Here is a 15,578-nt window from a genome sequence, read left to right on the forward strand (position 1 = left end):
CGCCAGACTAGGCGGCCACGGACTGTGGTCGCATTCCGGTCGCGGATCGATTGCCCAGCCGGTTCATCCATCCGGTCAGTTCAGCGGTGACTTGGTCGGCATCAATGTCATTGACCAAATCATGCCGGCCATCGGGCCAACAAATCACCCGCCCCCGGCCACGCATTCGCAGCGCCAGGTTGCGACATGCGGCGCGGTCGATCAATTGATCGTCACTGCCGTAGATCACCAGGGTTGGTGTTTCAATTGCACCGGCATGATCGAGCGCATGTCGCCCTTGCGCGACCAGCTGTGTTGCCAAGTACAACGAGATTTGGCTGTGCTGCAACGGATCATTCTGAATTCGATCCGCCATCTCCCGGTGCCGCGTCAGTTGCTCGATCGGAGCGGGTTTGGAAACCCGAATCCAAGGCAATAGATGACCGGTTCCCCAGGCGGCGAAGATCTTTTGTCGATCCAGTAATTGCGGCGGCAACAACATCGGTGCCACCAACACCACGCCATCAACGGGCGGTTGCCCACGGCCGTCGAACTCAGCTTGCCGCAGCGCGTAGTTGATCGCAAAGTTTCCGCCCATGCTGTGGCCGAGCAAGACCTGTGGTTGCCCGTCGAATCGATCGGACAGCTGTTGTCGTGCCGCGGCGATACCGGCTAGCACGTCGTCGTAGCGCGGCAACGCACCACGACGCCCGGCGCTACGACCATGTCCGGGCAAATCGACTGCCAAAACCGCCCATCCCGATCGGGTGACGCGTCGGGCAAACGATTCAAACCTGCCACCATGGTCGCCCAATCCGTGCACCAAAATGACAACCCCTCGCTCGCTGTGATCGCCCCGAGTCCACAGCCGGGCATGCCAATTTGCTGCTGCGGCGCCGCCCGATCGCACTTGGGCAGTGGTGTTCCAGCCCCCAATGGGCATTTTTTCGACGTTCATTCCGGCTGACCTGCGACGATTTTGGGCTGCGGACGTGTTGAAAATGAGTAAACGGCATGGAATTCGCGTCACCAACTCGCGTCCTCCCCAGCCTTGTCATGATGGCACGGCTACTTTTTGTTGCGATTCACTCTGCGCCCTGCCGTTGAGGCCCAACCATGTTGCTTCGATTGCTATTGCTGTTTGTCACCGTCCCACTGGTGGAACTGTACCTGCTGCTCCAGTTGGCGAGTGTGACCGGGGCCGCTGCGACATTCGCGCTGGTCATCATTACCGGTATTATCGGATCTTGGCTGGCCAAACGTGAGGGCGGGATCGCCTGGCAAAAATTTCATGCCGCACTGGCCGATGGCCGCATGCCCAGCCGCGAGATCCAAGACGGATTGATGATCGTGTTTGCCGCCGCAATGTTGTTGACGCCGGGATTGTTGACCGACTTGTTTGGATTCACGATGTTGATTCCGGCCGGACGCAATTTCATTCGCAAACACGTGATGCCAAAATTGTTTCAAGGGTTCGGCAGCGTGCAAATTCGCGCCTCGACCTTTGACGACAACCGCGTCCGATCGTTTGACGATTCCAGAACCGTCGAAGGCAAAGCGGTCCGCCGATAGTGGCCTAGGCTTCCAGCCTGGGGTTGTGTGCCGCAGATCATTCAACGACATAAAAACCGTTCACAGGCTGGAAGCCTATGCCACGGGGGACTGCAATGAATGAAAACTATGTTTTTCGACGGAGAGACTTGCCGCATCTTGATGTCGAAGGAAAGGCGTCCTTCATTACCGCTTGTTTGGCAGGCAGTTTGCCGGCGACTGGTCTAAAGCGAATTCGCGGCTATCGAGAGGAGCTTGACGAACGAAAGAAGCCTGCTGATCTGAGCGAGGCCGAATGGGAAAGGAAGAAACACAAGTTGGTGTTTCAGTTTGTCGATTCGATTCTCGATGGCGAGTCGCCGGTGAATCATTTTGAAGATGATCGTTTGGCAGAAATCGTCCAAAACGCATTGGTGGCGAGAGCCGAGGATTACCAATGGTCGTCAGCACGAATTCGAGCGAAGCTTGGTATCGCCCCCGGTGAAGCGATACCCACCGTGGCATAGGCTTCCAGCCTGTGAACGGCGCTGATGATCAATAGAGTTGATGAAGCACACAGGCTGGAAGCCTATGCCACTGATTGTGCCGCCTGTGTCATCGGACTGGAAAACCTGTCTCTGATGCCAAAGCACAGGGTCCTATTCACGCGGCGGCTGATCGGGTGCGGTCTCCTGGGCGGTGTCCATAGTGTCGGGTGTCAGGTCGATGATCCGGCTGCTGAGACTGGTTCGCTCTCGCCCGCCCGAATCATTGGCCGCGGTTTCAAAATCGGGTGTGGCTGGTCCGCGGTCGAGCGCAAAGTTCAGCGTCAGTCCCAATTGCATGTCCGCCCAACGTCGCCATTCCGGTCGCGTTTCGATCAGCACCAAATCCTGTAACTGTTGCTGTAGCACTTCATCGCGCTCCCCGCGTCGCAGCCGCAGTCGCACCAGGTTTCCCAAAAAGTAAGGGTTGGTACGGTCCATCTCGTTGGCTCGCCAATACAACTCGAGCGCTTCGTCGGTCCGCCCTGCCGATTCCAGTGCCAGTCCCAGATTGTAGAGCACCGAGGGGTCCGTTGGCATCAATTCCGAAGCCAGTTCGAACGCCAACACGGCCTGATACAAATTCCCCTGATCGTAGAACATCAGCCCCAGGTTATTGTGTGCCGGGCCGTAGTTGGGATCGGCTTCAACGGCTTCGCGAAATCGTTTGATCGCCAGATTGATTTCACCTTTGTTCAGCGACCGAATGCCAGCATGTGTCAAACGGCTGGCCCGCGGCGTGTTGCGGTCAGTCGTGACCTGGATTGTCGATTCATGCTTGTTGCGAAACGAGGAACATCCCGGCGGTGTCACAAGCACAACGACCGAGACGCCGAGCGACACCAGCAGCCGGGCGGCGACCGCAGGACGGGGCCTGAACCGAGCAACCGACCGCGCAGCAGCGAGCGGCCATTCATTCGACCGTCGCCTACGAAATCCATTTCGCTGCATTCGATTCCTGTTTAACGCTTTTTCACGAGTCGCTTTTCGGTGAAAAAATGACCTGGGTCAAGGTCAGCTGGGATTTCCACGTCTCTTGGCCCCCCGATCGCTGCGGATCGTACAGCTGCAAATCACGCACCACGCTGCCGGTCGTTTCGTCCTTGAGTGCGTCACAGAAAGCCACAATCTTGGCGACCGAGGTGGCGTTTAGTTTGATATCCACTTTGCGAAGCATGAAATCGGACTGTCCCATCCGCTGCGGTTGCATCGGCGTTTGGTTTGCTAGCATCTGCGGCGGCAGGTCGGCTTTTTGCAGTGCCGCGTCGATCCGATTGACGATGCTGTCGGCCGGTTCCAAATCCAGCGCCACCACGGCCGGCGCATCGGCGACCCGTCGGATCTCGCCGAGTTTTTGGCGCAGTTCGGCCAAATCCTGTCGATCCAGTTGCAAGCGATCCGCTGCGGACCAAACGCCCCGGACGCTCGCCAGGGCATACAGTCCCAGCATCAGGATTGCGGTGCCGACCAGGATGCGTTTTCCGGTTGCGTTCATGAATCGTCCCCTGGCTCGTCGTCAGCGCGATTGCCTGTCCAGACCGCCAGGATCGTGGATTGATAGGTGGCCAGGGGTTCGTCTTTGCTGGGATCGATTTGCTCGGATGCCGGTGGCGTGACCGTGAACCCGACGGTTTCCAGTGATTTGGCGATGCTGCCGATTTGCCGCGCGTCTTGGGCGCGAACGGTCAGCGAACAGGTGCCGTCGGTGACCTCGATTTCGATCAATCGGTAACGGGCTTGGCCGATTTTCTGGGCATGTTCCAAACCGATAATCAGATCACGCAAGACCGTCGTCGCCGGGGTCGGCAATTGAATCGAATCGTCGCGACCTCGCGATCCGAGCATCTGGTTGTGTTCGCTGCGGACGGTCCGCATCAGCATCACCGGCACACGGCGATCGGGAAACGATTGACGAAATTCATCCCGCTGCTGCTCCACCACGGCATGTGATTCACGCTCGATCCGCTGGCCTTTGAACCAGGCCGCGCCGGTGATCGTGGCAAAGGCCAACAGGGCTGCCAGCGCCAACATTCGCAGCGGTCCGGCGACCGCGTACAACGGATCTTTGGGCGCCAAATCACCACGTCGCAAATCGGGCCAGCGACCCCACTTCGCAGCCAAAACTTGATTGGCACCCGCGGCAATCAACTGCTCGATCGATTGGTCACATTCGATCACCTCTCGCTGCGGATCAATCGGCACTTCGTTTTGACCGACAATGATCATCGTCGCAGGTTGCAGCCCATGTTCGCCGGCGGCCGCGTGATGTTGTGGAAGTTCATCACCCACATCAACAAACCGTTTCCATTGAAACACCCCGTCACGGTCGACAGCGATCGATTCGGCTGAGGAAGGGGCCAGCAAAATCAGTTCAAACGATGACCGCAAATCGCTTTCGTCATCGACCGCACGGGCGATCAGAAACGAGGTGGGCACGATCGCGGCAATCTCGATCCCCGCCTGTTCGAGCGCGCCGACCAACGGCTGGTAGCGGCTGCTTTCGATTGCCACCGCAGCGATTTGGCCGGATGCGGGATGGATCCAACTGTCCGCGACCATTGATTCGGCATCAAGCGGGAACCAGCGTTCCAACTCAAAGGCCATCGCGGCACGATCTTTCGCATCGACTCCCTCCGGTTGATCGATGCGCGCGAAGAAACAGGCATCGCTGGCCAGCCCCAACACGCAGCGCCGTTGCACGTTGGGATCGGTTTGCAACCGTTCGTTCAACTCAGTGACGATCTGCTGGGCGGTGGCATCGGCTGGTAGCGTCGTTGGATCAGGGCCGATCCCGAGCTGCCAGCCGGCTGCGGTTTGTTGAATTAAAAATCCGCCGTTGATCAAGCCAAGGGGTGTGCGAGTCGGCTCGGTCATCGATTGCGTCTCCGAGCTTGGCCGCCGGATTTGGATTCGGAACCGCGACCGTCAAATGACTGCTGCAATCGCAAGGTCGTCGGTTTGCCGTTGACCTCAAGAGTGACTTGGTCCGATTCGACTTTGCTGACGACGATACCGGTTGGCGACAATTCGACCTGTTCACCGGCGCCGCGGATATCCGTTTTGCCGGTCGCATCGCTCAGGATTGCGACACTGCGCCCCGATTGAATCAGGGTCCCCACCAGCGTCCATTCCAACCGTGGCGGTTTGGCCACCGGCGTCACAACCGGTCGAGCGGCCGGCGGTTTCACACGTGGTTTGGGCGGCGGTGGCGGTGGATCGTACAGCGGACGCTGCAGCGCCAGCGACAGGTTGGCTGGGGCGTTGTTGTCGCTGTCGGTGTCCGGCGCCGAGGAATCATTCTCAGTGGGCAGCCCGGGTTCTGTCGTTTGGCTTGCCCCCCGGTCTTTCGAAATTCCTGATTTGGAATCGTCACCGCTAGCATCAAGATCACTCAACGACCAAACCACACTGCCAGCGGCCATGGCCAGGCAGCCGGCTGCAGCAATCGCGAGGATGCGTCGTTGGGTGGTCAGATTCATCAATCGGTCGTTCGAGTTACAGCCCCAGCGAGTCAAAAAGCAAACCGCTGGTTGATCACCAATCCGTCATCGGTCAATCGCATCACCGAAAAGGTTCGCCCGCTGCGTCGTCCGGTCGTGGACGCGTCGATCCAAAGCGAAAAATGAGTGCTTGTTTCAGCCAGCATTCTACGCAGACGCGACCGCTGTGTTTCCGAATCGGCTTCCTGTTGAATCAAAATCGCAGCGTTCATCGGTGCACCGTCTCTATATCGGCTGACCAAGCGTCTGGCTCCAGCATCCGAGAGCACGGTCGCCGCAGCGGTTTGAATGGCTTGGTCGGATGCTCGGCGGATGTTCAGCGCACCACCGCCCCAGCACGTGATTTGATCGGTCACGTTGGGCAAGGCCGCATCGTCACCCACGATCTCGCGCAGCGCGACCAGATCAAACACCTCACCCCAGCTGCGGAGGGCACGCGGGATTTCTTCCGAACTCTCGTCGCTTTCCACTGGCGGTGATTGCTGTAGCGGGCGGACCGCTGGAACCAGACGGACCGCTCGCGACGCGGTGGGCCCGACCAGATCGTTGATCGCGGTCAACGTTTGCTGCTGCCCGCCGCTGTGGTAAACACGGTTCAAATTCAGTTTGGCGTCCTCGTCGGCAATCACGATGTCAAACGTGACTCCACCGATCGTGATCACGTCTCGCAGTGGGCCTGGAAAGGGGACTGCGAGTCCGGTTTCTGTGCGTTGCTGATCGGCCTGCTGTTGCAACCGATCAAACAGTTTCGCCGCCCGCGGCAACAATGCCGCCTCGATCGAATCGGCGCCCCATCGTTGCTGCAATCGCAATTGCGCATCGGCGGCGGCTAGCCCACGTCGCAGGCTGAGTTTTGACAGCGTTGCCAGCACCGTCACCATCAACACCAGCACCGCCAATACCACCAGCAGCACATAGCCGCGTCGCTTAGTTCGCATGGTGAACAATCACCTCACTCAACAGCACTCGCCCCGTGTCGTCGATCGCCTGCAATTGAAATTGACTGGGAATCGCCGGCAACCCGCCGGCGGCATCTGGCACAGGCGTCTGTTGGTCGACCTGATCAAAGGGCTGGAAATCAAAACCGCCAAATCCCACCCAACAAAGTTCTCGTTGCCGGTCAGTGACGCGAACCAATACCGGTCGCGATCCGATCGTGGTTCGTTCGTAGCGCACGTTCGACGGCAGTTGGGTGTCGCTGGAAAAACCAGCCATCAAGATCGCGTTTTGGTCGGCGCGGATGCCGCGGGCATTGATCAGGTCCGTTCGCAATCGATCGGCCAAGCGGCCGGCGGCCACCGGGTCGGACAATTCACCCCGCAGTTGGTTGGATTCTCGCGCCACCACGGTCACGATTTGCAACAGGCCCGCCGTCAGCAGCGACGCCAAGACCAACGCCGCAACCAATTCGATCAGAGTGAATCCACCGGTACGATTCGTCATGGCGTCGCGATCGGCTTGACCAGGTCGACCCAGACCAGTGGCTGGGTCTCCCGATCGACGTGAATCAATTCCACCCGCACCACCTGTAGCGGGACGGTGGCCAACGAAGCCATCCCGACCAATGACGTTTGCCAGATCCAACCGGGTTTGCCAGCGACCAGTCCACGGGCGCCGATCGGGATACCATCACTGTGCTGAGAAAGCTGGTGGACCAAATCATCGGCTACCCGCGTTGCTTGGATCCTTTTTTCCGCGAGCGAAAGTTGGTGTCGGTGTTTGGAAAACGCCAACAGCGATGCGACCAAGATGGATCCCATCAACACTAGCGCCACGACGACCTCCAATAGCGTCAATCCAGGGCGTTGATTCATCGTGCCCCCAACAGTGAATCGATCGATGGACGTTCCATGCCTTGGACCACCTGGCCACTGCCACCGACAAACAACACCCAACGGTGGGCGTCACCCGTCGTGATTCGTAGCGCATAGCTGGGCGTGGATCCATCGCCGGCGGCGACGATTTGACTAGCGGTTCCGCGTGCCCCATCGGCTCCGATTCGGACGGCATCAATGGCGACGTCGGTAGGCAAACGAAATGCTTGCGGCGAACCCTTGGTGTGACGAACGTCAAAACGTTGTTGCCCGCGATCGATCAGGCCAACGGTGCTCCGGCGGTTGCGCCGTGCCGAGCGGCGCAGTGCGGCATCGAATTGTTCGGCGATTTCAATTCCGCGTGCCAATCGCTGCCGCGCCATCACACCACGCAGCGACAGCGAAGCGAGGGCGGCCATCATCGCCGTCAGCAACAAGACGACAACCAACTCGATCAGCGAAAACCCATTGCGGCGAAAGGACGAACGATTCATTCGGTCAGCATTTCGCTGGAGAAATCACCGTCTTCACCCTCACCACCCTCACGTCCATCGGCGCCTAGACTGATGACTTCACAACCGTCGTCGGACACAAAGTACAAGTAGGGATTCTTCCACGGGTCGCGTGGTACCTTGGTCAAAAATCCTTCCGGCCAGGTGTCGGTGGGCTGGCTTAGGATCTGCAACCCTTCGTCTTCGGTTGGATAGCGACCTTGATCGATACGAAAGGTTTCCAGCGACTTCAGAATCGTTGCGATCTCGGTCTTCACGGCGTTCTTTCGTGAGTTGACCAAATAGCCGCGTGTTCGGACGGCAACCAGTCCGGCCAACATGCCCAGGATCACCATCACCACGATCAGTTCGACCAAGGAGAAAGCCGAACGCCGCGGAGGGGTTCGCTGGTCGTAATCACAAGACATTTCCAGCCTCTAAAATCGGAAGGATTGTGGCCAACAATAGAAAGCCAACCATGACGGCCAAGACAAGGATCAATACCGGCTCGATCAACGATGTCAGTCGCGCCGATGCCGTTTTGACCTGTTCATCATAGTCTTCGGCCAGACGAAAAAGCATCTCGTCTAATTTGCCGGATTCTTGTCCCACCGAGAACACTCGCACCGCCAGTGGGGGAAACGCTCCGCTGCTCTCAAGCGCATCGGCGACGTCTTCGCCGGCGGAAATTCGTTTGACACACTGGTCGAGTGCCTGTCGAAACACCGAATTCTTGGTCGATCGCATCGCCAATTCGAACGCGGCGGTCAATTCGACGCCGCTGCGTGAGAGCGTGCCGATCACCATTGCGATCCGAGACACTCCCTGTTTGACCACCATCGGTCCCAAAATCGGAATCCGCAACACCATGCGATCCAATAGCATCCGACCGCGGCGGCTGCGGAAAATGATCCCCAGGGCGACGACCGTAGCAATCGATGCGACAATCCAAAACCAACGGTGATCCACCAACGCATTGCTAAGCGTCTTGGCCACGCGTGTCGGCCAGGGCAATTCGTCTAGCGTTTCTTCCAGGTTCTCCAATAGCGGCGGCAACACACTGGTCATCAGAAAGATGCCGGCCGCAGCGCCAAAACACACTAAGAAGATGGGGTACACCAGCGCCGTTGTCACGGCATCGGTCAGCCGCGCCTGGCGCTGTTTGAACTCTGCCAATTGTCCCAGCACCTGTTCCAAGGTGCCGGCGTTTTCCCCGACCTCCACCATTTGCACGGACGCTTCGTCGAACAGGTCCGGACGGTCACCCAAGGCCTGGGCCAGTGACTGGCCGGCAGCGACTGAATCACGCACCCCCAACAGCGCGCTGCGAAACGAACCCGTGTTCTGTTGCACGATCGTGTCCAGTGCATCCAGCAACGGGATGCCGGCGTGCAACAACATCGACAGTTCGGAAACTGCCGTGGCCCAATGGTTCTTGGACGATGCCAGCGACCAGCCGGGCCAACCGCTGCCTTGTCGCCGCGTTTTACAGACGGTGATCTTGCGAACTTGGACGCCCTGGGCGCGCAGCGTGTCGCGAGCCTGGCGAGCGGTTTCGGCACTGATCGTGCCGTTGACCGTTTGCCGTGACGGGTCGATGCCGGTGTAGGAAAAAACAGCCATCGGGATCACAACGTCGTGACGCGTAAGACTTCATCGAGCGTCGTGATGCCCTGATGAACTTTCAACAGGCCGTCGGTCGACAACAAATGCATCCCCGAATCCAATCCGGCCTGGCGGATCGCCGCGGCGTTGGCACGTGATTGAACCAATTCGCGACAGGCGTCATCGATGACCAACAACTCGAACAATCCGACGCGGCCTTTGAACCCGGTCCCGCGACAGGCCTTGCAGCCGACCGCTTCATAGACACCGATCAGGTCAGATGGTTGTCGGTCAATCGATCGCAGCAGTTCGGCTGGCACGTCCGGCAACGAATCCCCACCTCGCCGGGGGCGTTTGCAATGATCACACAGTTTGCGAACCAGTCGCTGCGCCAGCGAAGCCACCAGAGAACTGCTGACCAGATAGGGCTCGGTTCCCAAATCCAACAACCGCGTCACGGCGCTGGCCGCATCGTTGGTGTGCAGGGTGCTGAACACCAGGTGCCCGGTCAGCGAAGCCTGAATGGCCATCATGGCGGTTTCCGAATCTCGGATCTCGCCGACCATGATGATGTCCGGGTCTTGCCGCAACACGCTGCGCATCCCCGATGCAAACGTCATGCCTTTCTTTTCGTTGATCTGGGTTTGGCTGATCCCATTGAGCTGGTATTCGATCGGGTCTTCCAAGGTCAGGACGTTCAGTTCTTCGCTGTCAATTTCCTGTAGCGCTCCATACAGCGTCGTGCTCTTACCGCTGCCGGTCGGTCCGGTGACCAGGATCAACCCGTGATCGCGCGAGATCAACGAAGCGAAGCGGCGAAAATCATGGATCGGCATGCCCAACTCAGCCAGCGAGTACAGTCGCGCGCTCTTGTCTAACAACCGAATCACGATCCGTTCATTGTGGCTGGTCGGCAGCGACGCGATTCGCAAATCAACCGTGCGATCCCCTAGTTGCACCGTCGCCCGACCATCCTGTGGCAATCGTTTTTCGGCGATGTTCATTTTGCCCAGCACCTTGACCCGCGACAGCACTTCTTCTTGTGCGCGTTTGGGGATTTCAAAGGCGTCAAACAGTACGCCGTCAATGCGTTGGCGGACCACCAGTCGGTCATCATAGGGTTGAATGTGCACGTCCGAGGCACCCGATTTGACCGCATCAAACAACAGATGATTGACCAGGCGAATGATCGGTGCCCGGCCCTCGGTATCCAACAGGTCTTCTCTGGGACCCAGACCCGCGATCTGGCCCAACAGCGCCTCGCGATCAAGCGAGTCAATCACGGTTTGCGTTTGGCTGGATTGATCCGAGTATGCCGAATTGATCGCCCGTTCGATCGCCGTTGGTGTGGCCGGCAAGGGCCGCAGACGGACGCGCTGAAAAGTCCCATCGGGCTGTTGTGCCAGTGCCCGCGCGATCGTGTCGAGGTGGTCGTAACCGGCCGGCGAATCAATCGCCAACCACAGGTCGTCGCCCGATCGGTCTTGCAACCCCAACACGTGATGGGCGCGCGCGTGGGCGATACTGATCCGCTGCAAAAACGTTGGCGCCGGAACAAATTCACTCAGATCAGCGACGACCGGCATTCGCAAACGGCGTGCGATCTGCGTCGCATCGCTGTCCGAGGATTCGTTTGTCTGGGGGTTGCTCATGAATCACCATGTCGTCAATAGCCCCCGTATTCTCAGCCATCGACTTTTCAGCCACAGCCTGGAAGCACTACGGGCCGTCGATCATCCCGTCGTCCCCGATGGCGTCACACGGTTGCTGTGAACCAAACGATGCGCTGTTTCCGGAACGCATCGGGCTGGGAATCAACAAAGGTCGACTGACAGGATAATCCCCTGCCAGCGTGGCGTCGTGTGATTCGATGTCCGAGAGGAATTCCAAGTCACGAAATTCCGAATCACGCAGGATTCGTGGCCGGATAAACAGAAAGAACGAGGTTGTTGATTGGTCATTGCTTTGCAGGCTGGATAGTTCACGGAGCACCGGGATGTTTTCCAGCCACGGCACGCCGGTGAATGATTCACTTTCGCTGGTTCGCTTGAGTCCGCCGACAACGACAGTTTTACCATCGGGGATTGTGACCACGCTTCCCACTCGATCGATGTGTCGCGGTGGCGGCAAGGCGTCCGAACCGGATCCAACAAAGGTGCTGAATTCGATATCAAATTCCAACTGCAGGTGGTTGTCTTCGTTGATATGCGGCGTGACTTGGATCGTTGTGCCGGCTTCCTGGTTACCGCCCAAGCTGGTGGTCGCGATTGTGTCGGCTGCATTCACACTTTGAAATGGCACACTGGCAACACTGTTGAGCGTGCCCGTCTGATTGTCATTGACCAGAATCTTGGGTGACGACAGCACGCGGCCACGCGAGTGTGCACTGAGCGCCTGGACGATGACATCGGCGACTTCCGGATCAACCAGAACGCCGTTGAAGCCCAACGATGGTTTGACCGTGAGCGCGCCGTTGACGGGATTCACCTCGCTTAGCCCGAACGAAGTGAATTCAAAAAGTTTCTTCGAACCCTGGCGATCACCGATGCTGACTTCCACCCCCAACGAAAAATTATCGCTGGTGTCGATGGCGATGATGTCGGCTTGAATCAAGACCTGGGGCCGCCGCTGGTCCAACGAACGAATCAGTTTTTCATACAACGATTGAACGTTCGAGGGGGCGAACACTATCAGGCTGTTGGTGGCCACGTCGGCCGACACACGGGCGCCACCGGGCAGCGTGGCGACATTGCCACCACCGCCGAACCCACCGACGCCAGCGAACCCGCCACCGCCGAATCCGCCGGCAAAGTTTCCGCCGCCGAACCCGCCACCGCCGAACCCACCGGCCAGGGCGCCCAAGGCAGCGTTCTGGTTGGGATTGCGTGTGGAGGAAAGATTGCCGTCCAAGTTCTGTCCGGGACCCGCCAGCAGGCTGCGTTGGCCGATACCGACCGGAGCGTTGCCCTGCATGCCCTGTACCGCCGGTGGCATCGCGACACTTTGATTGAAACCGCCCTGATAACCCATCACCGGAACGACCCCGCCAAAATTGGCGCCGCCCAACGTACCAAAGGCGCCGGGTGCCATCCCACCGGCTTGAGCCACTCCGCTACCGGCCGCCTGTTGCAACGCCAACAGCGAGTACAACACTTCGATGGCCGTCGCATTTTTGAGTTTGTAAAACCGGATCGGGCTCGCTTCGCTGTCGACCGGTTGATCGAGTTCACGTAGCAGCGTTTCGATCTGTTGGTGGACCGCTGCGCCGGCGCGAACAATCAGAAGGTTTCCCTCCTCGTCGATCGTGGTTTCGATCCCCGTGGATTGCCGCTCGCGACCGTTGGTTTGCGGTGATTCCACAAACCCTTGGATCAGATGATCCAACCGCGAGGCACCGATGTATTCCAGCCGGTACACCCGCGTCAAATACTCGGTGCCCGAATCCAATCGTTCCAGCAAGTGGATCGTGGCTGCGACTTGATCCTTGTTGCCGGCCACGATGATGCGCTGGCCGGTCTGGTCGACCAACAGTTTGGGGGCCGTCGCGTCGGCCTGCTTGCCGGTGTCGGCGGCCCGCAAACCGTCGACTTGTTCGATCAACATCGACGGCGGTCGACGGCGGGTCTGATAGAACTCGATCGTTCCCGCAGCGTCGGGCCGGTCGATCATCGCCAATAGTTCTGCGACCAAGCGGACGTCGGCGGCATAACCGCTGACGATCAACACCTTCTGGTCTCCGATGGCAACGATATTCGATCCGGTACGGCTGAGAAACGGTTTCAGCGAAGTCGATGCGGTGGTGATGTCAATGAATTGGACCGGCAAGACTTGGGTCACCGCTGCCGCCGGTCCATTCCGCTGGGAAATCTCGCGGGCGTCGCCGGCCGGCGCACTGTTGACGATGTCCGCAATGTCAACGACCCGTTTCCAGCCGGGGACTTCGGAATCGACGACCGCCAAATTGGCTTCGCGTAGCAAACTTCCCAGCAGCGTCGGCAGAACTTTTCGAGGCAATTTGGCGGGGGTGTAAACCGTGACGTCACGGCGGGCGACATCGGTGCTGTGCAGAAAGCGAACCCCCAACTGCTTGCTCATCAAATCCAGCAGCGTGGTGACTTTCACCGTTCCGGAAAGATTCAATTCGACAATCTCGTCACCCGCGGTGTTTTGAGCCTCGGTGTTTTGGGCCGTGCCAGAATCTACCGTCGCGACGATCGCCAACAGCGCAGCGACAATCGGCAACAAGAATCTTCGTCGTGTTTCGCTAGCAAACCAAGCCGACATGACAGGCCAATGGAAGAGGAGGGCCGTTGCAATCATTCAGCTGGATAACTAGGGAAATTCGCCGACGGCGTCAATTCAGATCCAGACACACTCCGCCGCGCCCCGTTGGAGTTCAACCTTTAGGTTGCCCAGTTTGGGGTGTCTGGAGAGTGCCTAAAGGCAATCTAAACTGAAGAGACCCCGGTCTACTCGTCGTGAGTCGCCGAGTTGAGTTTATTGAAGTGGTGAGTCGTTCGCGGCGACCACGTGATCGCTATCGTTCGTCGCCTGACGGTAGAATCCTGCGACAAACATCATGCCTAAGCTGAACCGATACCTGCTAATTACGCTGATTGGAGTCACAGGGCTATTCGGTTTTTCGTTTCATTTTGAAAGCAACCCTGAACTCGCGGAATGGCTCGCAGGGTTTGGCGCGACTCGTGCGTCATGGTTAAAAGTGACATATACCATTGGCAACGGACTTTCGGCCAAGATCAATCCAAACGGTAGCCATAAACTCGCATGACATCACCCGTACCAACTGACATCATTCAACGCATCACCCAAGATTTCGGTGATGAAAGCGCGTCCGTTATTCTTGCGAATTTGATTTCTCGAATCCCAGATGGTTTGCCCAACGGGACGCGCCCGCGACACCTCCGATGCGTTATCCATCTAGCTGAGGGCGATTTGGAAAAGCTAAACCATTACATTGAGATTTGTTTGAGGGATACGCGCGACGTGATGTACGCCGCGGAATACCGGCAAACTGGACCCGGATTCGGTACGAAACTAGAACGAATACATGACTTCAATCTACCGTTTGGCGAGTCAACCAACCACGATGGCTCGCTGTAGAACCAAAGGCCAGGGATGGCCATGGCGGATAGCGTTGTCGTAAACCGGAGCGACTAATGATGACTAATCTTGCTCCAAGTCCAGTGACGGCTGCAAAAGCTTGCTCTGTCGAGTCAATAAGGCCGGAGTCGTCGACGCCCCATATTGTCGCTTCCCTGACGGTTTGAACCTGAAAGTGACTTCAGGCTGTTTGCCCTCGTTGGTGTGGAGGATTTATCCGACCGAATCGCAAGCAGAACACGTCATGCTTGGTCGGATAAATCCTCCACACCAACGAAGCATCCGACGCGAGTCTTCGATCTAGGCCGACGGTCTCTCGTCAATCGCATTGTTTGGATCAACATTGATTCTCCGTGCCTTGGTGCCTCCGTGAGATCGATGGGTACCTGGAAACGCAGGTCGAAGGTGCAACGGAATCAGCGCCCGCCGCAGCATCTCCCCCGCGCTGCAGTCTCGCCCGATGTGCCCAGCTTCCTCGTGGGTGGAGCAATCGAGCGTGGTCAGAGCAAATGAATGAACGTGCGGACTGGCAAGGTCTGATTGACTAGCGGGTGCGAATCCCGCCTGGGTAAGCGATAGCCACGCGCCCGGTATCGAGTGTTGCAGCGGCTGTATAAGACCGGTGGTCGAAGTCAGTCGTTGAAGCGTACAGAGCCAGCACGTACAGAGCGAAAGGTAGTGAGGATGAAGCGATCGTAGGTGGCCCTGCGACGCCCGAATGGAATTAGCCCCGAAATTTGGTAACTGTCGGATTCTGCCCAAGGTTTGTTCATGCCTGAAGGCAACACCGTTTGCAGCGTCACTCGGCGAGCTGCAAGTGGAGACCCGGGGTCGGCGGCCCATTCGCACTACACAACACGTCAATCAGGCAACCAGTGAGACCCTGAAGTTCTTGATCGGTACGAGATTTCCAATCTTGACCGGTCGAGTATGTCCTAGGAGTGGAATAAGCGACGAAGACAAATGACATTCAGGGAGTCGGATGACCGAATA

General features: G+C 58.1%; 16 protein-coding genes. 3 read left to right on the plus strand and 13 right to left on the minus strand.

Annotation, left to right across the window (positions count from 1 at the left end; all coding sequences use genetic code 11):
* Positions 1-7 precede the first annotated feature (7 nt).
* On the minus strand, positions 8-937 hold the full coding sequence (locus tag NHH03_RS08390; protein WP_253155317.1) for an alpha/beta hydrolase: 930 nt from the start codon (positions 935-937) through the stop codon (positions 8-10).
* Between the two features lie 158 nt (positions 938-1,095).
* Between NHH03_RS08390 and NHH03_RS08395 the strand changes: the two genes are divergently transcribed.
* Together NHH03_RS08395 and NHH03_RS08400 are read left to right on the plus strand one after the other, a co-directional pair.
* Positions 1,096-1,551 (plus strand): FxsA family protein, encoded by a 456-nt coding sequence (locus tag NHH03_RS08395; protein WP_253155318.1) that lies wholly within the window; start codon positions 1,096-1,098, stop codon positions 1,549-1,551.
* Positions 1,552-1,646: 95 nt separating this feature from the next.
* Entirely contained in the window at positions 1,647-2,036 is a 390-nt protein-coding gene (locus NHH03_RS08400; protein ID WP_253155319.1) for a hypothetical protein, read from the plus strand.
* Positions 2,037-2,168: 132 nt separating this feature from the next.
* Here NHH03_RS08400 and NHH03_RS08405 read toward each other — a convergent pair whose 3' ends face one another.
* From NHH03_RS08405 to NHH03_RS08460, 12 genes are all read right to left on the minus strand, one after another.
* Positions 2,169-3,005, minus strand: coding sequence for a tetratricopeptide repeat protein (locus NHH03_RS08405; RefSeq protein WP_253155320.1), 837 nt, complete (start codon positions 3,003-3,005; stop codon positions 2,169-2,171).
* Between the two features lie 22 nt (positions 3,006-3,027).
* Positions 3,028-3,549 (minus strand): hypothetical protein, encoded by a 522-nt coding sequence (locus NHH03_RS08410; RefSeq protein ID WP_253155321.1) that lies wholly within the window; start codon positions 3,547-3,549, stop codon positions 3,028-3,030.
* Complete coding sequence (gene gspL, locus NHH03_RS08415; protein WP_253155322.1) at positions 3,546-4,928, minus strand: type II secretion system protein GspL; 1,383 nt, start codon at positions 4,926-4,928, stop codon at positions 3,546-3,548. Before gspL ends, NHH03_RS08410 begins: the two co-directional genes overlap by 4 nt.
* The gene (locus NHH03_RS08420) at positions 4,925-5,533 is read right to left on the minus strand and encodes a type II secretion system protein N (protein ID WP_253155323.1); all 609 of its coding nucleotides are present in this window, start codon (positions 5,531-5,533) and stop codon (positions 4,925-4,927) included. Before NHH03_RS08420 ends, gspL begins: the two co-directional genes overlap by 4 nt.
* A gap of 32 nt (positions 5,534-5,565) precedes the next feature.
* On the minus strand, positions 5,566-6,492 hold the full coding sequence (locus tag NHH03_RS08425; protein WP_253155324.1) for a type II secretion system protein GspK: 927 nt from the start codon (positions 6,490-6,492) through the stop codon (positions 5,566-5,568).
* The gene (locus NHH03_RS08430; protein ID WP_253155325.1) at positions 6,482-6,997 is read right to left on the minus strand and encodes a PulJ/GspJ family protein; all 516 of its coding nucleotides are present in this window, start codon (positions 6,995-6,997) and stop codon (positions 6,482-6,484) included. The genes NHH03_RS08425 and NHH03_RS08430 overlap by 11 nt, the downstream gene beginning before the upstream one ends.
* Positions 6,994-7,368 (minus strand): prepilin-type N-terminal cleavage/methylation domain-containing protein, encoded by a 375-nt coding sequence (locus NHH03_RS08435; RefSeq protein WP_253155326.1) that lies wholly within the window; start codon positions 7,366-7,368, stop codon positions 6,994-6,996. The genes NHH03_RS08430 and NHH03_RS08435 overlap by 4 nt, the downstream gene beginning before the upstream one ends.
* Positions 7,365-7,862 (minus strand): prepilin-type N-terminal cleavage/methylation domain-containing protein, encoded by a 498-nt coding sequence (locus tag NHH03_RS08440; RefSeq protein WP_253155327.1) that lies wholly within the window; start codon positions 7,860-7,862, stop codon positions 7,365-7,367. Before NHH03_RS08440 ends, NHH03_RS08435 begins: the two co-directional genes overlap by 4 nt.
* Positions 7,859-8,287, minus strand: a complete 429-nt coding sequence (gspG, locus tag NHH03_RS08445; protein WP_253155328.1) for a type II secretion system major pseudopilin GspG — start codon at positions 8,285-8,287, stop codon at positions 7,859-7,861. Before gspG ends, NHH03_RS08440 begins: the two co-directional genes overlap by 4 nt.
* Complete coding sequence (locus NHH03_RS08450) at positions 8,277-9,482, minus strand: type II secretion system F family protein (RefSeq protein WP_253155329.1); 1,206 nt, start codon at positions 9,480-9,482, stop codon at positions 8,277-8,279. Before NHH03_RS08450 ends, gspG begins: the two co-directional genes overlap by 11 nt.
* A 5-nt stretch (positions 9,483-9,487) precedes the next feature.
* Positions 9,488-11,116 carry a GspE/PulE family protein gene (locus tag NHH03_RS08455; RefSeq protein ID WP_253155330.1) on the minus strand — a complete coding sequence of 543 codons (1,629 nt, stop codon included), beginning with the start codon at positions 11,114-11,116 and terminating at the stop codon, positions 9,488-9,490.
* 67 nt (positions 11,117-11,183) lie between these two features.
* Positions 11,184-13,748 (minus strand): secretin N-terminal domain-containing protein, encoded by a 2,565-nt coding sequence (locus NHH03_RS08460; protein WP_253155331.1) that lies wholly within the window; start codon positions 13,746-13,748, stop codon positions 11,184-11,186.
* 295 nt (positions 13,749-14,043) lie between these two features.
* Here NHH03_RS08460 and NHH03_RS08465 point away from each other — a divergent pair, with 295 nt between their 5' ends.
* Positions 14,044-14,253, plus strand: coding sequence for a hypothetical protein (locus tag NHH03_RS08465; RefSeq protein WP_253155332.1), 210 nt, complete (start codon positions 14,044-14,046; stop codon positions 14,251-14,253).
* Positions 14,254-15,578: the final 1,325 nt, after the last annotated feature.

The organism is Stieleria tagensis, assembly GCF_024129865.1.
Taxonomy (GTDB): Bacteria; Planctomycetota; Planctomycetia; order Pirellulales; family Pirellulaceae; genus Stieleria; species Stieleria tagensis.

Excerpts from the sequence above, each read along its gene's own strand:
- NHH03_RS08465 (WP_253155332.1), top strand. The coding sequence starts at position 14,044 with ATGCCTAAGCTGAACCGATACCTGCTAATTACGCTGATTGGAGTCACA.
- gspL (WP_253155322.1), bottom strand. The coding sequence starts at position 4,928 with ATGACCGAGCCGACTCGCACACCCCTTGGCTTGATCAACGGCGGATTT.
- NHH03_RS08425 (WP_253155324.1), bottom strand. The coding sequence starts at position 6,492 with ATGCGAACTAAGCGACGCGGCTATGTGCTGCTGGTGGTATTGGCGGTG.
- NHH03_RS08420 (WP_253155323.1), bottom strand. The coding sequence starts at position 5,533 with ATGAATCTGACCACCCAACGACGCATCCTCGCGATTGCTGCAGCCGGC.
- NHH03_RS08430 (WP_253155325.1), bottom strand. The coding sequence starts at position 6,997 with ATGACGAATCGTACCGGTGGATTCACTCTGATCGAATTGGTTGCGGCG.
- NHH03_RS08395 (WP_253155318.1), top strand. The coding sequence starts at position 1,096 with ATGTTGCTTCGATTGCTATTGCTGTTTGTCACCGTCCCACTGGTGGAA.
- NHH03_RS08460 (WP_253155331.1), bottom strand. The coding sequence starts at position 13,748 with ATGTCGGCTTGGTTTGCTAGCGAAACACGACGAAGATTCTTGTTGCCG.
- NHH03_RS08450 (WP_253155329.1), bottom strand. The coding sequence starts at position 9,482 with ATGGCTGTTTTTTCCTACACCGGCATCGACCCGTCACGGCAAACGGTC.
- NHH03_RS08405 (WP_253155320.1), bottom strand. The coding sequence starts at position 3,005 with ATGCAGCGAAATGGATTTCGTAGGCGACGGTCGAATGAATGGCCGCTC.
- gspG (WP_253155328.1), bottom strand. The coding sequence starts at position 8,287 with ATGTCTTGTGATTACGACCAGCGAACCCCTCCGCGGCGTTCGGCTTTC.
- NHH03_RS08435 (WP_253155326.1), bottom strand. The coding sequence starts at position 7,368 with ATGAATCAACGCCCTGGATTGACGCTATTGGAGGTCGTCGTGGCGCTA.
- NHH03_RS08440 (WP_253155327.1), bottom strand. The coding sequence starts at position 7,862 with ATGAATCGTTCGTCCTTTCGCCGCAATGGGTTTTCGCTGATCGAGTTG.
- NHH03_RS08390 (WP_253155317.1), bottom strand. The coding sequence starts at position 937 with ATGAACGTCGAAAAAATGCCCATTGGGGGCTGGAACACCACTGCCCAA.
- NHH03_RS08410 (WP_253155321.1), bottom strand. The coding sequence starts at position 3,549 with ATGAACGCAACCGGAAAACGCATCCTGGTCGGCACCGCAATCCTGATG.
- NHH03_RS08400 (WP_253155319.1), top strand. The coding sequence starts at position 1,647 with ATGAATGAAAACTATGTTTTTCGACGGAGAGACTTGCCGCATCTTGAT.
- NHH03_RS08455 (WP_253155330.1), bottom strand. The coding sequence starts at position 11,116 with ATGAGCAACCCCCAGACAAACGAATCCTCGGACAGCGATGCGACGCAG.